The following is a 17,538-nucleotide window of genomic DNA, read 5'->3' as shown; positions in this document are numbered from 1 at the left end:
AGTACTACTGAAAATGGATATTTTTTTAAAAAAAAGTGAAATAATAGTTAAAAATATGTGAAATATAGCCTTTAACTTACACGCATAAAAAATACAAGACTGTTCCTAAGTCTTTAAATTGATCACGTAAAATACTATAAGATTGCGATTTTAGTGTTTTAACAGTCTGAAGTTTGATTTCTAATAGTTCGGCAATTTCAGTATTTTTGAGACCACGCAAACTCAATTTTATAATTTCCTTTTTTCGATCCGGAAGCAACGCTATTGCTTGATGAAGTTGCCGGACTATTTCCTCTTCTAAGACATGCTCTAAAAAATAATTATCATTTTCAAGCAAAGCAATGGAATTCTCAGCATACTTCTCTTTTACTTTATTATGCTTTAGAAAATTGAAACATTTGTTTCGAACCGTTTTATACAAATAAACTTTTAAGGATATTTCGTCAGGAAACACTAAATCTTTTTGCCATAAGTCTACAAAAATATCTTGAACAAGATCTTCGCATTCGTCTTTTAAATGTATAAAACGACCTCCATACGATACGAGTGCTTCGTAATAAGTATCGAATATTTTTTTAAAATCACTTTTAATAGACTTATTATGACTTGATTCCAATAGAATTAACTTGTTTTTTGCAAAAATAATTAAATATTACAATCAACCATAAGTTAGCCTGCTATTTATGTTTATATGATTTTGCGACCCAGATTTTTTTCATATTATCATTTTTGCCCGCGTAATTATATGGAATAAAAATTATCATTTTGGATTTTTAAGCTGCAAATAAATTTTGACTTGCGTGATACATTATTTATAAAAGGAAAAAAATCGTTTCAAATAAAAATTAAAAACATTACACAAATGACTTATAAAATGGAATGGTAGTAAATAAAAAACAAAAAAAATATCCTAAATATTTTTTTCAAATTTGTTGTACCAGTACCAGAGTAGGAAGAAAATCAATGGGGCTCTTATATGGAGTATTTTTTATAAAATATTCGAGGAAATTTCGATGTAAACTAATAAACCCAACGCTGAATCGTACCATAATCCTCAATCATTGCTCTAATTTTCTATATTTTTTCTTTTATGACCGGTTGAAAATTCTAAAGTTGAAAATTCAAATCTTTCACTTAAATCTTTAATAAATTTAGTTTCATTATTGCATATCATCTTTAGATATTCCAAGCTTTTTAATTTTTGAATATAATGTACTTGGTGGTAATCCTAATATTTTAGCCGCTCCATTTGGACCAAAAACTTTACCATTACTGGATTTTAATATCTCTAAGATATAGTTTTTCTCTATTTGATGGATTGAATGAAATATAGTATTTTCCTTACTATTGTACCTACTAGGCAAATAAACATTTTTAATTATATTATTTTCTGCCATTAATATGCTTCGCTCAATCACATGCTCTAATTCTCTAATGTTACCAGGCCAGTTATACAAATAAAGGTCAGCCATAGCTCCATTAGAAATACTCCGAACATCCTTACCAATAGATTTAGAAAATTTTGAAATAAAATGTGATACTAAATTTGGGATATCTTCCTTTCTATCCCTTAATGATGGAAGGAGAATTGGAAAAACGTTCAGTCTATAAAACAAATCGCTTCTAAATCTACCTTCCTCTACCTCTTTTAATAAATTTCTATTAGTTGCTGATATAATCCTGACATCAACTTTAATCGTTTCTTTGCCCCCCAACCTCTCAATTTCCTTTTCTTGGATAGCTCTTAATAGTTTCGTCTGTAACTTTAAAGATAACTCTCCAATCTCGTCTAAGAAAAGAGTTCCTTTGTGAGCAAGTTCAAATTTACCAATTCGTCTTTCAATCGCACCCGTAAAGCTTCCCTTTTCATGACCAAACAGCTCACTCTCTATTAAATTAGAAGGTAAAGCTGCACAATTAACTTTTACCAATAAATTATTTTTCCGAGGGGATGCATTATGAATGGCTCGAGCAATTAATTCTTTACCTGTTCCTGTTTCTCCTAAAATTAAAACGGTACTATTTGTGAATGCCACTTGTGTCAACAAATGGAATACTTTCTGGATTTTAGGGCTAGTACCTATAATATCAGTATAATTATTCCCTTTTGCTACTTCTTCTAGCAAATAGGTCTTTTCATTTTCTAATCGTACCTTATAACTTCTAATTTCTTGCAACTGTTCTTCAATTTTGTCTTTAGAAATAATGTGTGATAATACTATAGCAACTTGAGAAGTAACCCCCTTTAAAAGGTTCAACATTGTAGCAACATCATAATTGTGTGTTGCATATACTAACAAACAACCTAATTGCAAATCTGCTAATCTAAGGGAAATACCAATCAATCTTGTCATTCCCAATTTTCCCCAATACTCTTTGAAAATGGAACTTTCAGAACTAACGGACATTTCATCAAAAACAATAGGTGTATTCGAGTTTACTAAAGCACTCAAAAATGTACTATCAAAGACATACTGTACATCAGATAGGGTTTTGAATTCATTTTTGTTTTTCTGATTTTTATCCTCTTTTAAAAGAAAAGTAAAATCTCCTTCTTTATCTTGATTTATCAAAAAAACTCCAAATACTTTTAATAAAAATAGGTCTTTAAACTTAGTAACTATAACTTCCAATAGCTCATCTTTGTTTTTTACCATGGCCATTTCATTACTTAAAGAAACCAAAATAGATTGTTCTCTTTCCTTACGTTCAATTTCCTCATTTGCAAAAACATTAGCAACTGCTGCTGAAATATGACTTGATATCTGCTGTATAAGTTTTCGCTGCTTCCCGTCGAAAACCCCTACTTTTTCCGACAATAAAACCATGGTACCGAAAACCTAACCTTTATGCATCAATCTCATACCAGCAATTTCTTTTATACCAGCCTCTTGTAAAAAGACAAAATGCCTCATGCCCGATTGAATCAAGTTTGCTACGGATAAAATTACAGTTGCTTCTGAGTCTCGTATAACATTATGTAAACCATCATTAATTGGATACTCCGCAAAGGCTATTTCGTTGAAGTCGGGGTGCTGATTTGAAGTTGCGCATTGTTCGAGGAAAACCTTAAAAGTACCCTTTTCAAGGTTAAATCTAGTTATTGCCAAATCAGAAAAAGAGAAAACACTTTTTAATTGTTGTTGAATAAAATTAACCAAATCGTTCTTTGATCTAATTGAAACGATCGCCTCACTAATAGAAAGAAATAAATTTATTTCGGGACTATAATAATCTTCTTCACGCATTATTTATTATTTATTTTCTTAAATATCAATCATTTAAAATTAGATATTTTTTACGAAAATTCGAAATTCAATGATAATTATCTAAAAAAAAAATGAGTAGAAAAGCTAAATAATTCAAAACTCTACTTTCCATTATACATTTATAAACAGGAGAAACAACTTCTTGTTAAAAAAAAGAGAAAACCTTACAATTCATCCTGTCTCTAATTTACCAAATATCAGAAAATTCAAATACCTATTACGAAATATCGTAAATACGCCAAACTCATTTTCCTCGTGAGTAGCTGAAAAATAAGGCAAATTCACTTTGGCATAAAATTAGAATACAGTATAGGATGTGAATGCCAACAATAAAATTATATTAAAAGACAGCAATATATACTATTTCTATGTAGGGTTATTCCTATGAACTATTTGAGGAGTTTTAGCAATTTTATTCGCTATATTACTTGTTGTACAAAAGGTTGCATTTTCAAGAAATTATGTTAAATCTATTTTTGAATTTAAAGCAAGGATCTCGTTGCTTATAATGTTTCTAATTGCTATATTATATTTGAAAATCGCAGATTATTAATCTTGTTTAATAAATGATAATTTTTCATCATAATTTGCAACTTGAATAAGAACTTTATAAATATAAGAAGTCACTAAAGCGCCTCCTTCATAATTAATTAAACTAAAATCATCTTCTGGAGTATGATACTGAGGATGTCCACCTGTATGAAACCCAACTGCCGAAATTCCGGTTTTATAGAAAGTAACATGATCAGACCCACCAACATCGCCAGCATGTACTACCGGATTGAGTTGTGAATTTTCTCCTAATTCCTGCATAAGTGCTACTCCGTTAGGAAAGGTTCCGGCCCCGCCCATATATAGTTCCTTCTTTTCGTTTAGCCTTCCTACCATATCCATATTAAGCATCAATTTTACAGCTTCTTTTGAAACTGGAAGATGATTTACAAAATATTTAGACCCTAACAATCCTTCCTCTTCACCACTAAAGGAAATGAAAATAATGCTTCTTTTAGGCTTTATCTTCATTTTGGAAACTTCTTGCAAAATACACAACAATGCCGCAACTCCAGAAGCATTATCATCAGCCCCATTATGAATAGCAAGAGTATCTTTCTTTTTGCTTCCAGAACCAATTCCTCCCCAACCCCAATGATCGTAATGAGCTCCAATTACAATAAATTCATTTTTAAGTATATCATCAGAACCTTCAACAAAACCAAGTACGTTTTGTGTCCTGACACTGTCTGATTTCATTTTGTTAATTCCTTCTTTTACAAACAATTGAAATGGTTGGTAGTAGCTTTTCCCAAATTGTGTTAAATTATATTTTGTAAAATACTTTTTGATATAAGCTGCCGCTTTTTTATTGCCTTTTGTCCCTGGAAAACGCCCCTCTAATCTATCTGATGAAAGGTATTTATCGTGTTTATAGAACGTTTTTGCCAAACTATTTTCCTGTGCATTGGCACAAAAACTAACTAATAGTAAACTCAAAATAAACCTACTTTTGACACCGTTAAATATTTTCATACTTATTTTTTTTACTAAACTATTCCTGTTTTACAATTGAAAAATTTTTTCCATTACAATCCATTTTTCTCCCGATTTTGCTTGGGGTAATGCTTTCTGAAATTTCCACATTAATGCTTCCCATTCTTGTACTTTTGGATTTTCTGCATCTAATTTGGCTTTTTCTTCAAATGTAAAATGTGCTTCAGCTTCTATAATCATTATTAATCGATTTCCAATATTATAAATTTCGAGGTTTTTAATTCCAGCAGCTTCTATGCTTTTTCTAATTTCAGGCCAAACATTTTGGTGATGCGTTATATATTCTGCAATTAATGTAGGGTCGTCGTGTAAATCTAAAGCGAGGCAATATTTTTTCATAATTTCTATTGTTTATTTTTGTAAATCAAATGAAGTATGTTTGATCCATTTCCTATTATACGTATACAAGATATGAATGGTTTTATCTTCGGTTTGAATGATAGCAGGATAACTAAATTCACCTTCGGGTTGGTTTTCTAAATCAAATAATTTTTTCCATTTCATTCCATCTTTAGAATATTCAACATCCAAAATATTTCTTCCATTAAACCAATCTTTTCCCATTTTTAAGGGATTATTGACTAGCAAAAAATAATTTTCAGATAACGTTAGTGCATCTACTCCTGAATTAGAATTTACAACATGTATGGTGTCGGTTTTTTGCCACGTTTTACCATTATCTTCAGACCAAGAGCTTATCAATTTATTATGCCTGCTGCGGGATAAAATCTGAATTTTATTATCATCGTGCACTAAAAAAGTAGGCTGAATAATATCGAATTTTTTTTTATCGCTGATTCCTGTGGTACTCCAACTATCTGTAGCCTCGTGGTAAGTTTCTATAAAAACTCGCCATTTATTATCCTCTATGCTTTCCGTGCTGCTTCCACATAAAATAATACCGGGCTGTATTTCAATTGGTTTATTTCGAATAGGACCTAGAATTCCTTTTGGCAAATACACAGGATTGCTCCAAGTTTTTCCATTATCTTTAGAAACAATCATAGCTCCAAACCATTCGCGTGGATTTTTCCCAATTTTATAAAACAAATACAAATTTTGCTGTTTACTTTTAAACAAAACTGGATTCCAACAAGGTAATGTGTCGCCATCTTTTATAAGGGGTTCTACACATTTTTTAGGATTTGACCATTTTTTATCTTTAAATGAGGCGATATAAATACTAACATCTTTGGCTCCCTCATGCGTTCCACCAAACCACGCGGCTAGAATTTCATTAGGTCTATACTCTACCAAAGTTGCTGCATGACTGTTATTGGTCAGTGGAGGATTCGCTACATAACGACTCTCTTTGTGAATGACTTTTTGGGCATTTCCCAAATAAAAGCAAAATACAATGAGTAGAAATTTAATTGTTTTTAAGTTGTATTTCATAATCCAATCCGTTATTTCTTCAAACCTATCTTATGTCCCCAAAAAGCATAATATAAAATTACCAAATAACACGGCAAAATAATCCAATACCCTTGTGTTGAAGCCATAGCTGTTGCCATTTTATCACTTAGTCCTTGCGATATGAAAGACATTTTATGATAATCCACTAACTTTCCGTATAGAGGTGGAATAATGGCTCCTCCTGAAATTCCCATCACTAGTAATGCCGAGGCTGTTTTGGTAAATTTTCCTAAACTATTTAATGCCAAGGGCCAAATGGCAGGCCAAACCAATGCATTGGCAATTCCTAATGACGCTACAAAAAGAATGGAGAGAAATCCAGATGAGAAAACAATACAAATAGATAGAACTATACCCAAAATAGCACTTAACTTTAATGCTGTTGTTTGACTTATGTATTTAGGAATTAATAACACTCCTAAAGCGTAGGTAACTACCATTGCTGATAAGGTGAAAGTTGTGAAAAATTTTGCGTCGTCAGCAGGAAAACCTAATGCCATGCCGTAAGCTATAATGGTATCGCCAGCAATTACTTCAGCTCCCACGTACATAAAAAGAGTAAAAACTCCTAACCAAAGATGTGGGAACTGAAAAATGCTCGTTCTCGAAATACCCTCGTGTTTGATAGTTTCTTCGGTATTGGCTTCTACTTCTGGAAGGGGTGCTTTTAAAATTAAAATTGCAAGTAGGCACAATACAATGGCCATAATAATATAAGGCATTACCACACTTTCGGCCATTTGATCTAGCATAATCACTTTTTCCAAATTGCTTAGTTGGGATAAGCTTTGCTGAATTTCATCAATTCCCGATAATAAAAGAGCTCCAAAAATTACCGAACCCAAAGCACCCGCAATTTTATTACAAATTCCCATAATGGCAATTCGTTTAGCCGCACTTTCAAGAGGCCCTAAAACGGTAATATACGGATTAGAAGCCGTTTGCAATAAAGTCATGCCCGCACCTTGAATAAAAATGCCACTTAAAAACATCCAATAAGTTCTAGCTTCTGCTGCAGGAATAAAAACCAAAGCACCTAAAGCCATGATGAATAACCCTAAAGACATTCCATTTTTATAACCAATTTTTGTTAAAATAAAAGAAGCAGGAATTGCCATAACCACAAAAGAAATATAGGAAGCAGAAGCCACTAAAAGCGATTGTGCCGCTGTTAGCTCATTTATGGTTTTCATAAACGGAATTAAGGCACCGTTTATCCAAGTAACAAATCCGAAAATAAAAAATAGCCCTGCAATAATGGCTATTGGTAACAACGATTTTTTTGAATCGTTTACCACTGCGTTTGTGTTGGTATTCATATTAAATATTAATTTTTAAACTATAAAGAAAAAGGAGAGTCTCCTCTCCTTTTTCTTTAATTATTAAGTAACGAATCGAAAACTACGTTATGTTATTTATTTAACATCCCACCAAAGTTTGGTTCCTCCTGTATCTGGACCTCCTAATTTGGTGATACCATCTAAAACTGCTTCATTGTTTGCTGAATACTCGTTGGTTACGTAGATGATACGTTTCATTAAACTCTTACCTACCCCAGCATCTAAGTTATCTGTATTTAGAGGCGGATAAATTACTTTTTGATCACTTCTACGCATATCAGACCATGATTCCCATGATTCGGGGAAAATGGCTAGGTATTTTTGAACTGCAATTTGCGTACGTTGACTGGCTTCTGAAGTTGACCAAGCTACTGGTAATTTAACCGGCACATCAAGTAAATCGGTTAAATTTGGATAAGCAGCTATAATTTGAGGTACAACTGGCAAACTAGATCCTGCGATATACGCATTGATTCTGGCTGTATCTGTAATTCCCCATTGTCTCAATGACAAGGCAATACCTTGCTCGTATAAACTTTGGGCACTTCCATTCATATTCCATCCATTTAAAGCACCTTCTGCACGAGTCAAATAACATTCGGATGCCATTAAAATTTCGATGTTTTTTGTTTCGCTTATGGTTCCAGTACTACCATTTCCTAAAATATCATTGTTAAAAGTTGAAAAGGGTGTCGTACCAAATTGATCTTGTAAACCTCCAATTGGTTGGCCTTGGTAACCTCCAGTTGCAATTTCCGAAAACCAAAGCGGCAATCTTGGGTCGTTGTATCCAACCAAAATACTTTCCATAGAAGCTGTCATCGTATATCCCCAACTATTTACAATCATGTTTAGGTTGTTTGGAGTGATATTGCTTACTTTAAAATAGGCATTTTGATCATTTGATTCAATTACACCCGCTGCTACAGCTGCCTCGGCTTGTGCTTTTGCCTTATCGGGTTGTACATCCGAAATACGCATTGCCAAACGCAAACGCAAGCTATTTCCAAATCTTCTCCATTTATCGGTACTTCCTTGGTATACCCTATCATTTGGTTGCAACAAACCAACTGTTGCCGAAGTGCTACTAGTTAATGTAGCGTTTGATTCATCTAACAACTTAAAGAAATCTTCATAAATTGCTTCTTGCGAATCGTACATTACTTTTTCTTTTCCATTTCCGGCTTCAGTGTACGGAATCGGTCCATAGTGATCGGTCATTTGGTTGTACATGTATACTTTCCAAATTTTCAACACAGCTAATGCCTGTTCATCACCTTCGGCTGCTTTAAAAGCATTGTTCAAAGCTGGCACCGCTACGGTATAAAAACGCAACCAACCTCTACCTTCGTAACCATTTACAAAAGCATTTCGTTCGGTACCATAACCACAATTTAAATACTGAATAAAGGTCGAAGACAAAATACCTGTTGCAATTCCCCAAGTTCCTTGGTCATCAACGCCAGGCGAAGAATATGAACCATTATGAATTCCTGCATAAAGCGCAGATGCAAAAGAGGGGCCTGCTAAACTAGCATCTAGTTGATCTTCTGTTAACGAATTCGGATCGGTGTTGATATCATCAAAATCGCCTGTACAACTCGATAAAAGTGTCGCCATCGATAAGATAACTCCTAATGTTTTAATTTTATATCTATTTTTCATGATCTTTCTTTTTTTGATTAAAATCCAAATTTCACATTAATACCGTAATCTCTCGTTGACGGGATATTAAACGATTCAATTCCTTGCAAGTTTCCAGTACCTGCACCTGCCTCAGGATCAAAATATTTAGCTTTGTTAACAAAGAAGAATAAATTTCTTCCCACTAATGAAAAATCAATATTAGTAAACCCTGTATTGTTTAATAATTTTTTTGGTAATGAGTATCCAAAAACTAATTCACGTAAACGAATATTAGTTGCATCGTAAATAAATGGTTCTGCTATCGGAGTTCTTTGTCCAATTTGTGTCCAATATTGCTCGGCTGTAATACTTACGGTATTAGGGCTAAATGAACCATCTCCGTTAGCTACCACACCATCTACTACAATTCCTCCATCTCTTCCTGCCAAGGTGATATCGTTAACGCCCAAACCGGCTTGTCGGGCTTGTGTATATGAAATTACCTCTCCACCAATTCTAAAATCAACTAAAAAGCTTAAAGAGAAGTTTTGGTATCTGAATCGGTTGCTAAAACCAGCCGTCCAATCAGGATTAAAGTTTCCAGCTCTAACATCAAAACTATTGGTAGCCAACGGTAAACCAGCAGCATTTACAATTATTTCTCCCGTATCGGTTCTTTGAAAACCTTTAATATATAAATCACCATATTCACCACCTTCAACTACTTTACTTCTTACTAAACGTCCTTCACCCAAAACCAACTCATCTCTTCCATCATAAATTGATTTAATTTTAGATTTATAAGAAGCATAATTAGCTGTAATATCCCAAGAAAAATCCTCTGTTTCTATCGGAGTTGCGGTTAGAACAAACTCATATCCTTTATTTTGGATTTCACCTCCATTTACTACTCTTCGTGAATAAGCAGAAGATTCTGGTGTATTGATGTAAAAAATTTGATCTTCGGTATTGGTTTTAAAATAAGTAAAATCCAAACCTAAACGATTGTGAAAAAATCGAACATCTGCTCCAAATTCAATAGAGTTTGACATTTCTGGACGCAAATTTGGATTTGCTGCTGTAGTTTGACCATATAACATACCACCATTACCACCAATATAAGACAGTCTTGAACTGGTTTGATACGGATCGGTATCATTACCTACTTTTGCATACGAACCACGTACTTTTGCATAACTAATTGCTTCTGGAAGTGAAACCATATCCGAAACAACTGCCGACAAACCTACAGAAGGATAAAAGAAGGACCTATTATCTGCTGGTAAAGTTGAAGACCAATCGTTACGAGCAGTTAAATCTAAGAATAAGAAATTTTTATAACCAATTTGTGAAAAGCCATAAACGGAATTAATTTGCTTATCTGCCGCTGTGGAAACGGATTGTGGCGTTGCTACATTCGATAGCGCAAAATAATTTCTCTTACTTAAAACACCTCCAGAACTTAATGCAGAACTATTTTGTTGCAACATATTGGCACCTAAATTAACTCCAATAGAGAAATCTCCAAAAGTTTCATTATACGAAAGCAATGCATCTGTATTTAACTCACTTACCGTTTCATACGACTCGCTATAAGAACCCAAGTTGTTATTAAATTCAGCAGTTGCATACCTGTTTCTAACATATTTGTTTGTCATTTGATCTAAACCGGCTCTTACTTGTAAACTTAATGTTTTCGTAAATTCATATTTAAGAGAAGCTAATCCAATAAAACGATTTCTTTTATCGCTACGAGAATCATCGCGCAATGCTGACCAATATGGATTTCCTGAAGGTGAACCAGTTTCATCTAAAAACCAGTTTTTTTGCAATTGGCCTGCCGCATCGTAGTATTCAAAATCCTTGTAATCATTATACTTAATACTACGAGGCATTAAATAAACTGAAGTACCTATGGACTCCTCACCTGTTCTTAACAAATTATCAATATCCTGAACAATGTAGTTAGTTTTAACATCCATCGACAATTTATCCGAAAGTTTACTAGTTAATCTTAAATTCAAATTGTGACGATCTAATGCATTCCCACCTACAATTCCTTCTGCTCTAGTATTGGTATACGAAAAATACCCTTGAGCCTTTTCGTTTCCAGAAGTAATGGTTAGAGTATTGGCCAAATTATAACCTGTTTTAAAGAAATCCATTGCATTATTGGGTTGCGGAGTATAACTTGTGGTAGCTGGTCCTCCATAATTTGGATTTCGAACCAATTGCCACGCCGAAACTTGACTACCATCTAAACGACCTCCCCAGCTCGAACTTGAATTTGCAGTATAAACACCATTAGTTCCTTGACCATATTCGTTTTGAAAATTGGTTAAGTCATAAGCTGATGAAGCCATAAAATTTGATGACAAAGAAATAGCTGTTTTTCCTGCCTGACCTGATTTAGTTGTAATTACAATAACACCATTACTAGCTCTAGTACCATATAGTGCCGCTGCCGAAGGGCCTTTCAAAACCGTCATAGAAGCAATATCCTCTGGATTAATATTGGAAATTCCATCAGGTTGTGTTGTACCTCCAGTATCAATATCCGGATTACCATTAGTGGTTCCGTTACTAATTGGCACACCGTCAACCACGTACATTGGTTGATTATTTCCGTTTAAGGAACGATTTCCTCTAAGCGTAATTCTAGAAGAAGACCCCACACCATTGGATGTAGTGGAAAAATTCAAACCAGCAACTTTTCCAGAAAGTGAATTCGCAACGTTTAATGACCTTGCTTGCGAAATTTCATCAACCGAGACATTTTGTGCCGAATAAGTAATGGCTTTTTTATCCCTTTTAATCCCTAATGCAGTTACCACAACTTCTCCTAATTCCTGAGTTGAAGCCACTAAAGCCACATTAATAATTGATTGAGACCCTACTGTTACCTCTTTTGATGCTGAACCAACATAAGAGAAAACCAAAATTGAAGATTGATTTGGAACTGCAACACTGTACTTACCATCAAAATCTGATGTTGCACTAGTTTGTGTTCCTTTCACAATAACATTTGCTCCAGGAATCGGAAATCCGCTCTCAGCATCAGTTATCGTTCCTGTTACTGTTGTTTGTGCTTCTAGATTTTGAAATCCAAATAAGCAAATCACAAACAGTAATTTTAGTACGTCCTTGATCATGTTTTATTGATTTTTTTGAGTTAATAACATGTTAAACTTAAGAATACATTTTGTTAACAACGTATAATTTCGACAAATGACAATTTTCAAAAGGTGTTCGTCGAAATATTACGTTTTATATGGTTAAAACATTCTAAAAAAACAGCTTAATTCAGTAAATTCTTTTATTTAATTTTAGCATAATTCTAACCAATTTGCCATTTTTACAAACACATTCTTTTCAATTAAGCCTATTTGATAAAAATTATTTTTCAAATTCCATATTTTAGTTTAAAACCTTAAATTTCATTTTTAACAAATCTATTGAGTTTCCTCCAACCATTACTTCAAAATCTCCAGGTTCTACCACCCTTTTCATTTGTCGGTTCCAAATTGACAATTCATCTGGTGTTAATGAAAACTCGATTTTTTGAGTTTCTCCTTTTTTAATATGTATCCTTTTAAAGCCTTTTAAAGTTTTTTCTGGAGTTGTGGTACTACTATACACATCATTAATGTATAATTGCACTACTTCATCTCCATCTCTATCGCCCGTGTTTTTTACATTAACCGAAACTTTTAACTCACCATCGGGCTTAATTTCAGAAGTACTTAGTTTTAAATTAGAATATTCAAACTTCGTATAACTTAATCCATACCCAAATGTGTATAACGGATGCTCACTCTCTGCCACATATTTGTGAATAGCAGATGGTTTTTGGTTGTAATATATGGGTAACTGCCCAACCGATTTTGGAACTGTAATAGGCAGTCTTCCACCTGGGGTGTAATCTCCAAATAAAACATCCGCTACTGCTCTGCCTCCCAACTCACCTGGAAACCATCCTTCCAAAACCGCAGGAATATTTTCAGCAATCCAGTTAGTAGAAAGCGGACGACCGTTTAATAATACACAAACCACTGGAGTTCCTGTTTTTTTGATTTCTTCAATCAATTGCTGTTGAATTCCAAATAAATCTAAAGAAGCCACATCTCTGTTTTCTTCTACCAATTCGTTAGATTCTCCCAAAACAACAATCGCAACATCTGCTTTTTTAGCCGCTTCGATTGCTGGCTGTAAGTTTACTTTTTCTAAATTCCAACGGAAATGCGCTCTGGCTCCCCAGCCACCTTCCCACATTTCAATACGGACTTTGTATTTTTTACCTTTTTCGATGTTTTTGGGAGTTGTAACCATACTTGTCGCACCTTTTGTCCAGTTGTCAATCACCAATTGGTCATCGATATACATTCTGATTCCGTCATCCGAACTTAAACCTAACCAGCCATCCAATGCCTGATCTGATTTTAAAAATCCTGTCCATCTGATAGAAAAATCATCCACATTTACCCCATCACCTGGTGCCCATGGCCAATCAAACTCTAACTGACTGTCGATACGTGTCAATGCGGGAGTTCCCTCTAAGTTTCTGTTGTTGAAATATTCTCCTTTTAATCCGTTTTGAGATTCGTCTGGAGTGAATAAGTATTTAGATGGAATAATTTGCCCTTTTACAATAAGCGGTACACCTTCTTCATAAACTACATTAGCCGTTTTTCCAACCAATTGCTGTACACCTTCATAAACTGTCATTCCGACACTATTTTTTGGAGCATAACCTCCCAATCTTGAAGCATTCGCATTGGGTCCGATAACCGCTATATTTTTTAAATTTTTACTTAAAGGCAATGTGTTATTATCGTTTTTCAACAAAACCATAGATTTTTGAGCAGCCTCCAGAGCAACTTGCTGATTTTCTTTTGTATGAAAACGCTCTTTTATCAGACTTTTTTCTGTGTACGGATTTTCAAATAATCCTAATAAGAATTTCAATCGCAAAACGCCCCCCGCTGCACGATCGATGTTTTCCATTGTCAATTTTTTCTCATTTACCAATTCAATAATAGTATTTTGCCAAAATTCATTAGAGAAATCATAAAACTGCATATCAACACCAGCAGAAACTGCTTCTCTAATCGCATCTTTTGGAGAATCAGCCACTTTGTGAGTCGTCTGAATGTATTTTATAGCACCTAAATCAGAAACTACCAATCCTTTAAAACCCCATTCGTTTCTTAAAACATCTGTCAATAACCAATGATTGGCAGCACATGGAATTCCGTCCAATTCAGAATATGCACACATAGTTCCTAAAGCGCCTCCTTTTCTGAAAGCTTTTTCGAAAGAAGGCAAATGATCTTCTCTCGCAGAACGTTCACCAACTAAAATTGGGGAAGAATTTCCTCCCGCCTGTGGAATACCATGAACCGCAAAGTGTTTGGGCTCTGCAATAATAGAACGATCCGATTTTAAATCGTCTCCCTGCATTCCTTTTATAAACGCCAAACCAATTTCACTGTTCAAGTAAGCATCCTCTCCAAAAGTTTCTGCAACACGGCCCCATCTTGGTTCGCGTCCTAAATCTAAGTTAGGCCCAAAACCAAAATGAACGCCATGCGCTCTGGCTTCCATACCAATTACTTTACCCACTTTGTCCATGGTAGCCACATCCCAAGTTGCTCCAAGTCCGATATTCATTGGAAAAGCAGTACTCCCTTCGTCTAAATATCCGTGAAGCATTTCACACATAATCAACGCCGGAATCCCCCACCGGTTTCCTTTTATTACATTGGTTTGAAGATCATTAATCATTTTAGCCGAACGGGGATACAAATCATGAATCGCTCCAATTCCTAACTTTCCAATTTTTTCTGCTGATTTCGATTTTGCAAAATCTTCTTTATCTTTAAAAAAATCGCCTCTATACATATCCATCTGACGCACTTTTTCTTCAAGAGTCATACGGCTTAACAAATCTTGAACTCTTTCTTCTACTGGCAATTTAGCATCCTGATAGGGATACTTTTTCTGGGCTTGGGTCTGGTTTAAAAAACCCACAGCCATCACAATAATAATGGCTGTTTTTTTTATTTTCAATTCTAACATAGTTATATGAGTTTTAATTTTGAATCACTTTGAGTATTTTTCCGTTCACCAAATCCTCGTGTGAAATAAAATAGCTATTTAATGTTATCCCGTCTAATTGAATTGCTTTGATTTTTCCGTCACTATTGACTTCTTTCTCAATTACAATGCTTTCTTTTTTATAATATTGAGGGTCTAATTTGATGGTAATTCTATCAAAAATTGGCGTTGTAATGGTATAAATTGGATCACCAGGAGAAACTGGATAAATGCCCATCATGGAATAGACTAGCCAAGCCGACATGGTTCCGGTATCATCATTGCCTGGTAATCCTTTTGGTTCATTTTTGAAATATTCGCGAACCAATTTCTTCACCATTTCCTGAGCTTTATATTCTTCACCTTTCACATAATTGAATAAATACGGATTGGCAATATCCGGTTCGTTTGCCATATCGAATTGTTTGCTATCAAAGATTTTCTGCAATTGATTCGAAAAAGCTTTTTCACCACCCATTAATTTTTTCAATCCTTTAATATCGTGTGGTACCATAAAATTATACTGCCATGCATTTCCTTCGATAAAACCAACATTTTCTTCAAAATTAGCTCCAGATGCAGGATCAAAGGGTTCGTACCATTTTCCATCAGCTGTTCTTGGGCGAAGTAATTTTAAGTTTTTATCGAATAATTTTCGGTAAGACAAGGAACGTTCTTTAAAACGTTTTGAATCTGCTTTTTTACCTAAAGCATCTGCTAAAAGTGAAATTGAATAATCTGAAATATTGTATTCCTGCGTAGTAGAAACAGGGCCTTTGTTCTCGGTAGTCAAATATCCTTTTTCGATATAGTCTTTCAAGCCCGGACGGAGCGGATTATTTTTTATCTGATCAGCTCCTTTCAACATCGCTTGATAGGCTTTATCCACATCAAAATCACGAATTCCTTTTAAATACGTATCAGCAATGACGATGCTTGCTGGATCACCTACCATGGTAAAGGTTTCGGTAGAATTGAGTTCCCATTTTGGTAACCAACCGTTTTCATCATACATTTCTAACATACTTGTTACCATATCCGATTGCTGTTTTGGATAAACAAACGACATTAATTGATGTAAATTTCTGTACGTGTCCCAAAGCGAAAAAACCGTATAGCGGGTTGCTGTGGTTTTACCAATCTTACTTCTTTTTATTTCTGGAAACTCTCCATTGAAATCATTTAAAGTATTCGGATGAATTAACGTGTGATACAAAGCGGTATAAAAAATGGTTTTGTCATCTTTTGAATCTCCTTCCACCGTAATTTTAGAAAGTTCTTTGTTCCATTCGTTGTAGGTTTCTTTATAAATAGCGTCAAAAGATTTTGTTCCCGTTTCTTTTTCTAAGTTTTCACGCGCATTTTCGATGCTTACATACGAAATGCCTATTTTAACTTCAACTATTTCTTCTTTATCGAATTTATACGTAAAATAACTCCCAATACTATCTCCAACAACCGTTTTGATTGTATTTTCCATCATTCTGGCTTTTCCGTTGTACCCCATCCATTGTGATTCAACACCATTATATTTCGCTGGCTTTTTCCAAACTCCAAAATTATCGGCTGGTTTTGAAAATTTAGCTACAAAATAAACTGGATAAGCATCTTCTGGGCTATTGTAACAGAAGGAACCAACCGAACGCATTCCTTCAATTTCTGTCGCAGAAACAACTTTTACCATTGCGCCTTCTTCATTGGTTAAACCAACTCCCAAATTCAATAAAATATTTGATTTTCCTTTCGGAAAAGTAAATTTGTTTACGCCAACTCTTTTTGAAGCAGTGAATTCTCCTTTGACTTTATATTTATCGATGTTTACACTGTAATAGGCAGCTTTCGCTACTTCATTAGAATAAGTAGAACCGTATTTTAAATGATCAACTTCTACTTCTCCAGTTGTGGGCATTAGTAAAATAACACCCAATTCAGGGCAGCCTACACCACTTAAATTCACTTGACTGAATCCGGTTAAAAACGTATTTTCATTCACATACGGATTCGAAAGCCATTGGCTGTCTTTTTCTAAAGGTCGATTTTGTGGACCCGAGACATTAAAGGGGCTAATACTTGCCATTCCTCTTGGTGCAATTGGTCCAGGAAAAGTCGCACCGAAATTAGAAGTTCCAATAAAAGGATTAACGAAATCTGCTGGTTGTTGCGCCCAACAAATGTTAAAAAACAGCATGCTTAAAAAACATGCTGTTTGAATTTTATATTTTTTATTTATAACCATAGGCTTT

11 protein-coding genes are annotated in these 17,538 nt (G+C 34.4%); all 11 read right to left on the bottom strand.

Annotated elements, in window-relative coordinates; translation table 11 throughout:
* Positions 1-76: 76 nt before the first annotated feature.
* Positions 77-616, bottom strand: a complete 540-nt coding sequence (locus tag I5M07_RS00555; protein ID WP_200104243.1) for an RNA polymerase sigma-70 factor — start codon at positions 614-616, stop codon at positions 77-79.
* 544 nt (positions 617-1,160) lie between these two features.
* Positions 1,161-2,819: a sigma-54-dependent Fis family transcriptional regulator gene (locus I5M07_RS00550; protein WP_200104242.1), complete on the bottom strand. Its 1,659-nt coding sequence runs from the start codon at positions 2,817-2,819 to the stop codon at positions 1,161-1,163.
* A 21-nt stretch (positions 2,820-2,840) separates the two neighbouring features.
* A complete protein-coding gene (locus tag I5M07_RS00545) occupies positions 2,841-3,248 on the bottom strand; it encodes a hypothetical protein (protein WP_200104241.1) in 408 nt (135 codons plus the stop codon).
* Positions 3,249-3,818: 570 nt separating this feature from the next.
* Positions 3,819-4,796 (bottom strand): M20/M25/M40 family metallo-hydrolase, encoded by a 978-nt coding sequence (locus I5M07_RS00540; protein WP_200104240.1) that lies wholly within the window; start codon positions 4,794-4,796, stop codon positions 3,819-3,821.
* Positions 4,797-4,826: 30 nt separating this feature from the next.
* Complete coding sequence (locus I5M07_RS00535; protein ID WP_200104239.1) at positions 4,827-5,156, bottom strand: L-rhamnose mutarotase; 330 nt, start codon at positions 5,154-5,156, stop codon at positions 4,827-4,829.
* A 12-nt stretch (positions 5,157-5,168) separates the two neighbouring features.
* Complete coding sequence (locus tag I5M07_RS00530; RefSeq protein WP_200104238.1) at positions 5,169-6,212, bottom strand: sialidase family protein; 1,044 nt, start codon at positions 6,210-6,212, stop codon at positions 5,169-5,171.
* 11 nt (positions 6,213-6,223) lie between these two features.
* On the bottom strand, positions 6,224-7,552 hold the full coding sequence (locus tag I5M07_RS00525) for a sugar MFS transporter (protein WP_200104237.1): 1,329 nt from the start codon (positions 7,550-7,552) through the stop codon (positions 6,224-6,226).
* A gap of 96 nt (positions 7,553-7,648) precedes the next feature.
* The gene (locus I5M07_RS00520) at positions 7,649-9,238 is read right to left on the bottom strand and encodes a SusD/RagB family nutrient-binding outer membrane lipoprotein (protein ID WP_200104236.1); all 1,590 of its coding nucleotides are present in this window, start codon (positions 9,236-9,238) and stop codon (positions 7,649-7,651) included.
* Positions 9,239-9,255: 17 nt separating this feature from the next.
* The gene (locus I5M07_RS00515) at positions 9,256-12,351 is read right to left on the bottom strand and encodes a SusC/RagA family TonB-linked outer membrane protein (RefSeq protein ID WP_200104235.1); all 3,096 of its coding nucleotides are present in this window, start codon (positions 12,349-12,351) and stop codon (positions 9,256-9,258) included.
* Positions 12,352-12,616: 265 nt separating this feature from the next.
* Positions 12,617-15,277: a glycoside hydrolase family 3 protein gene (locus I5M07_RS00510; RefSeq protein ID WP_200104234.1), complete on the bottom strand. Its 2,661-nt coding sequence runs from the start codon at positions 15,275-15,277 to the stop codon at positions 12,617-12,619.
* Positions 15,278-15,290: 13 nt separating this feature from the next.
* On the bottom strand, positions 15,291-17,483 hold the full coding sequence (locus I5M07_RS00505) for a GH92 family glycosyl hydrolase (RefSeq protein ID WP_233621899.1): 2,193 nt from the start codon (positions 17,481-17,483) through the stop codon (positions 15,291-15,293).
* Positions 17,484-17,538 lie beyond the last annotated feature (55 nt).

The organism is Flavobacterium agrisoli, assembly GCF_016522065.1.
Classification (GTDB): Bacteria; Bacteroidota; Bacteroidia; order Flavobacteriales; family Flavobacteriaceae; genus Flavobacterium; species Flavobacterium agrisoli.
The sequence above is the reverse complement of the archived record's forward strand: the minus strand, read 5'-3'. Positions and strand labels throughout refer to the sequence as shown.

Excerpts from the sequence above, each read along its gene's own strand:
- I5M07_RS00545 (WP_200104241.1), bottom strand. The coding sequence starts at position 3,248 with ATGCGTGAAGAAGATTATTATAGTCCCGAAATAAATTTATTTCTTTCT.
- I5M07_RS00540 (WP_200104240.1), bottom strand. The coding sequence starts at position 4,796 with ATGAAAATATTTAACGGTGTCAAAAGTAGGTTTATTTTGAGTTTACTA.
- I5M07_RS00535 (WP_200104239.1), bottom strand. The coding sequence starts at position 5,156 with ATGAAAAAATATTGCCTCGCTTTAGATTTACACGACGACCCTACATTA.
- I5M07_RS00530 (WP_200104238.1), bottom strand. The coding sequence starts at position 6,212 with ATGAAATACAACTTAAAAACAATTAAATTTCTACTCATTGTATTTTGC.
- I5M07_RS00525 (WP_200104237.1), bottom strand. The coding sequence starts at position 7,552 with ATGAATACCAACACAAACGCAGTGGTAAACGATTCAAAAAAATCGTTG.
- I5M07_RS00520 (WP_200104236.1), bottom strand. The coding sequence starts at position 9,238 with ATGAAAAATAGATATAAAATTAAAACATTAGGAGTTATCTTATCGATG.
- I5M07_RS00515 (WP_200104235.1), bottom strand. The coding sequence starts at position 12,351 with ATGATCAAGGACGTACTAAAATTACTGTTTGTGATTTGCTTATTTGGA.
- I5M07_RS00510 (WP_200104234.1), bottom strand. The coding sequence starts at position 15,277 with ATGTTAGAATTGAAAATAAAAAAAACAGCCATTATTATTGTGATGGCT.
- I5M07_RS00505 (WP_233621899.1), bottom strand. The coding sequence starts at position 17,483 with ATGCTGTTTTTTAACATTTGTTGGGCGCAACAACCAGCAGATTTCGTT.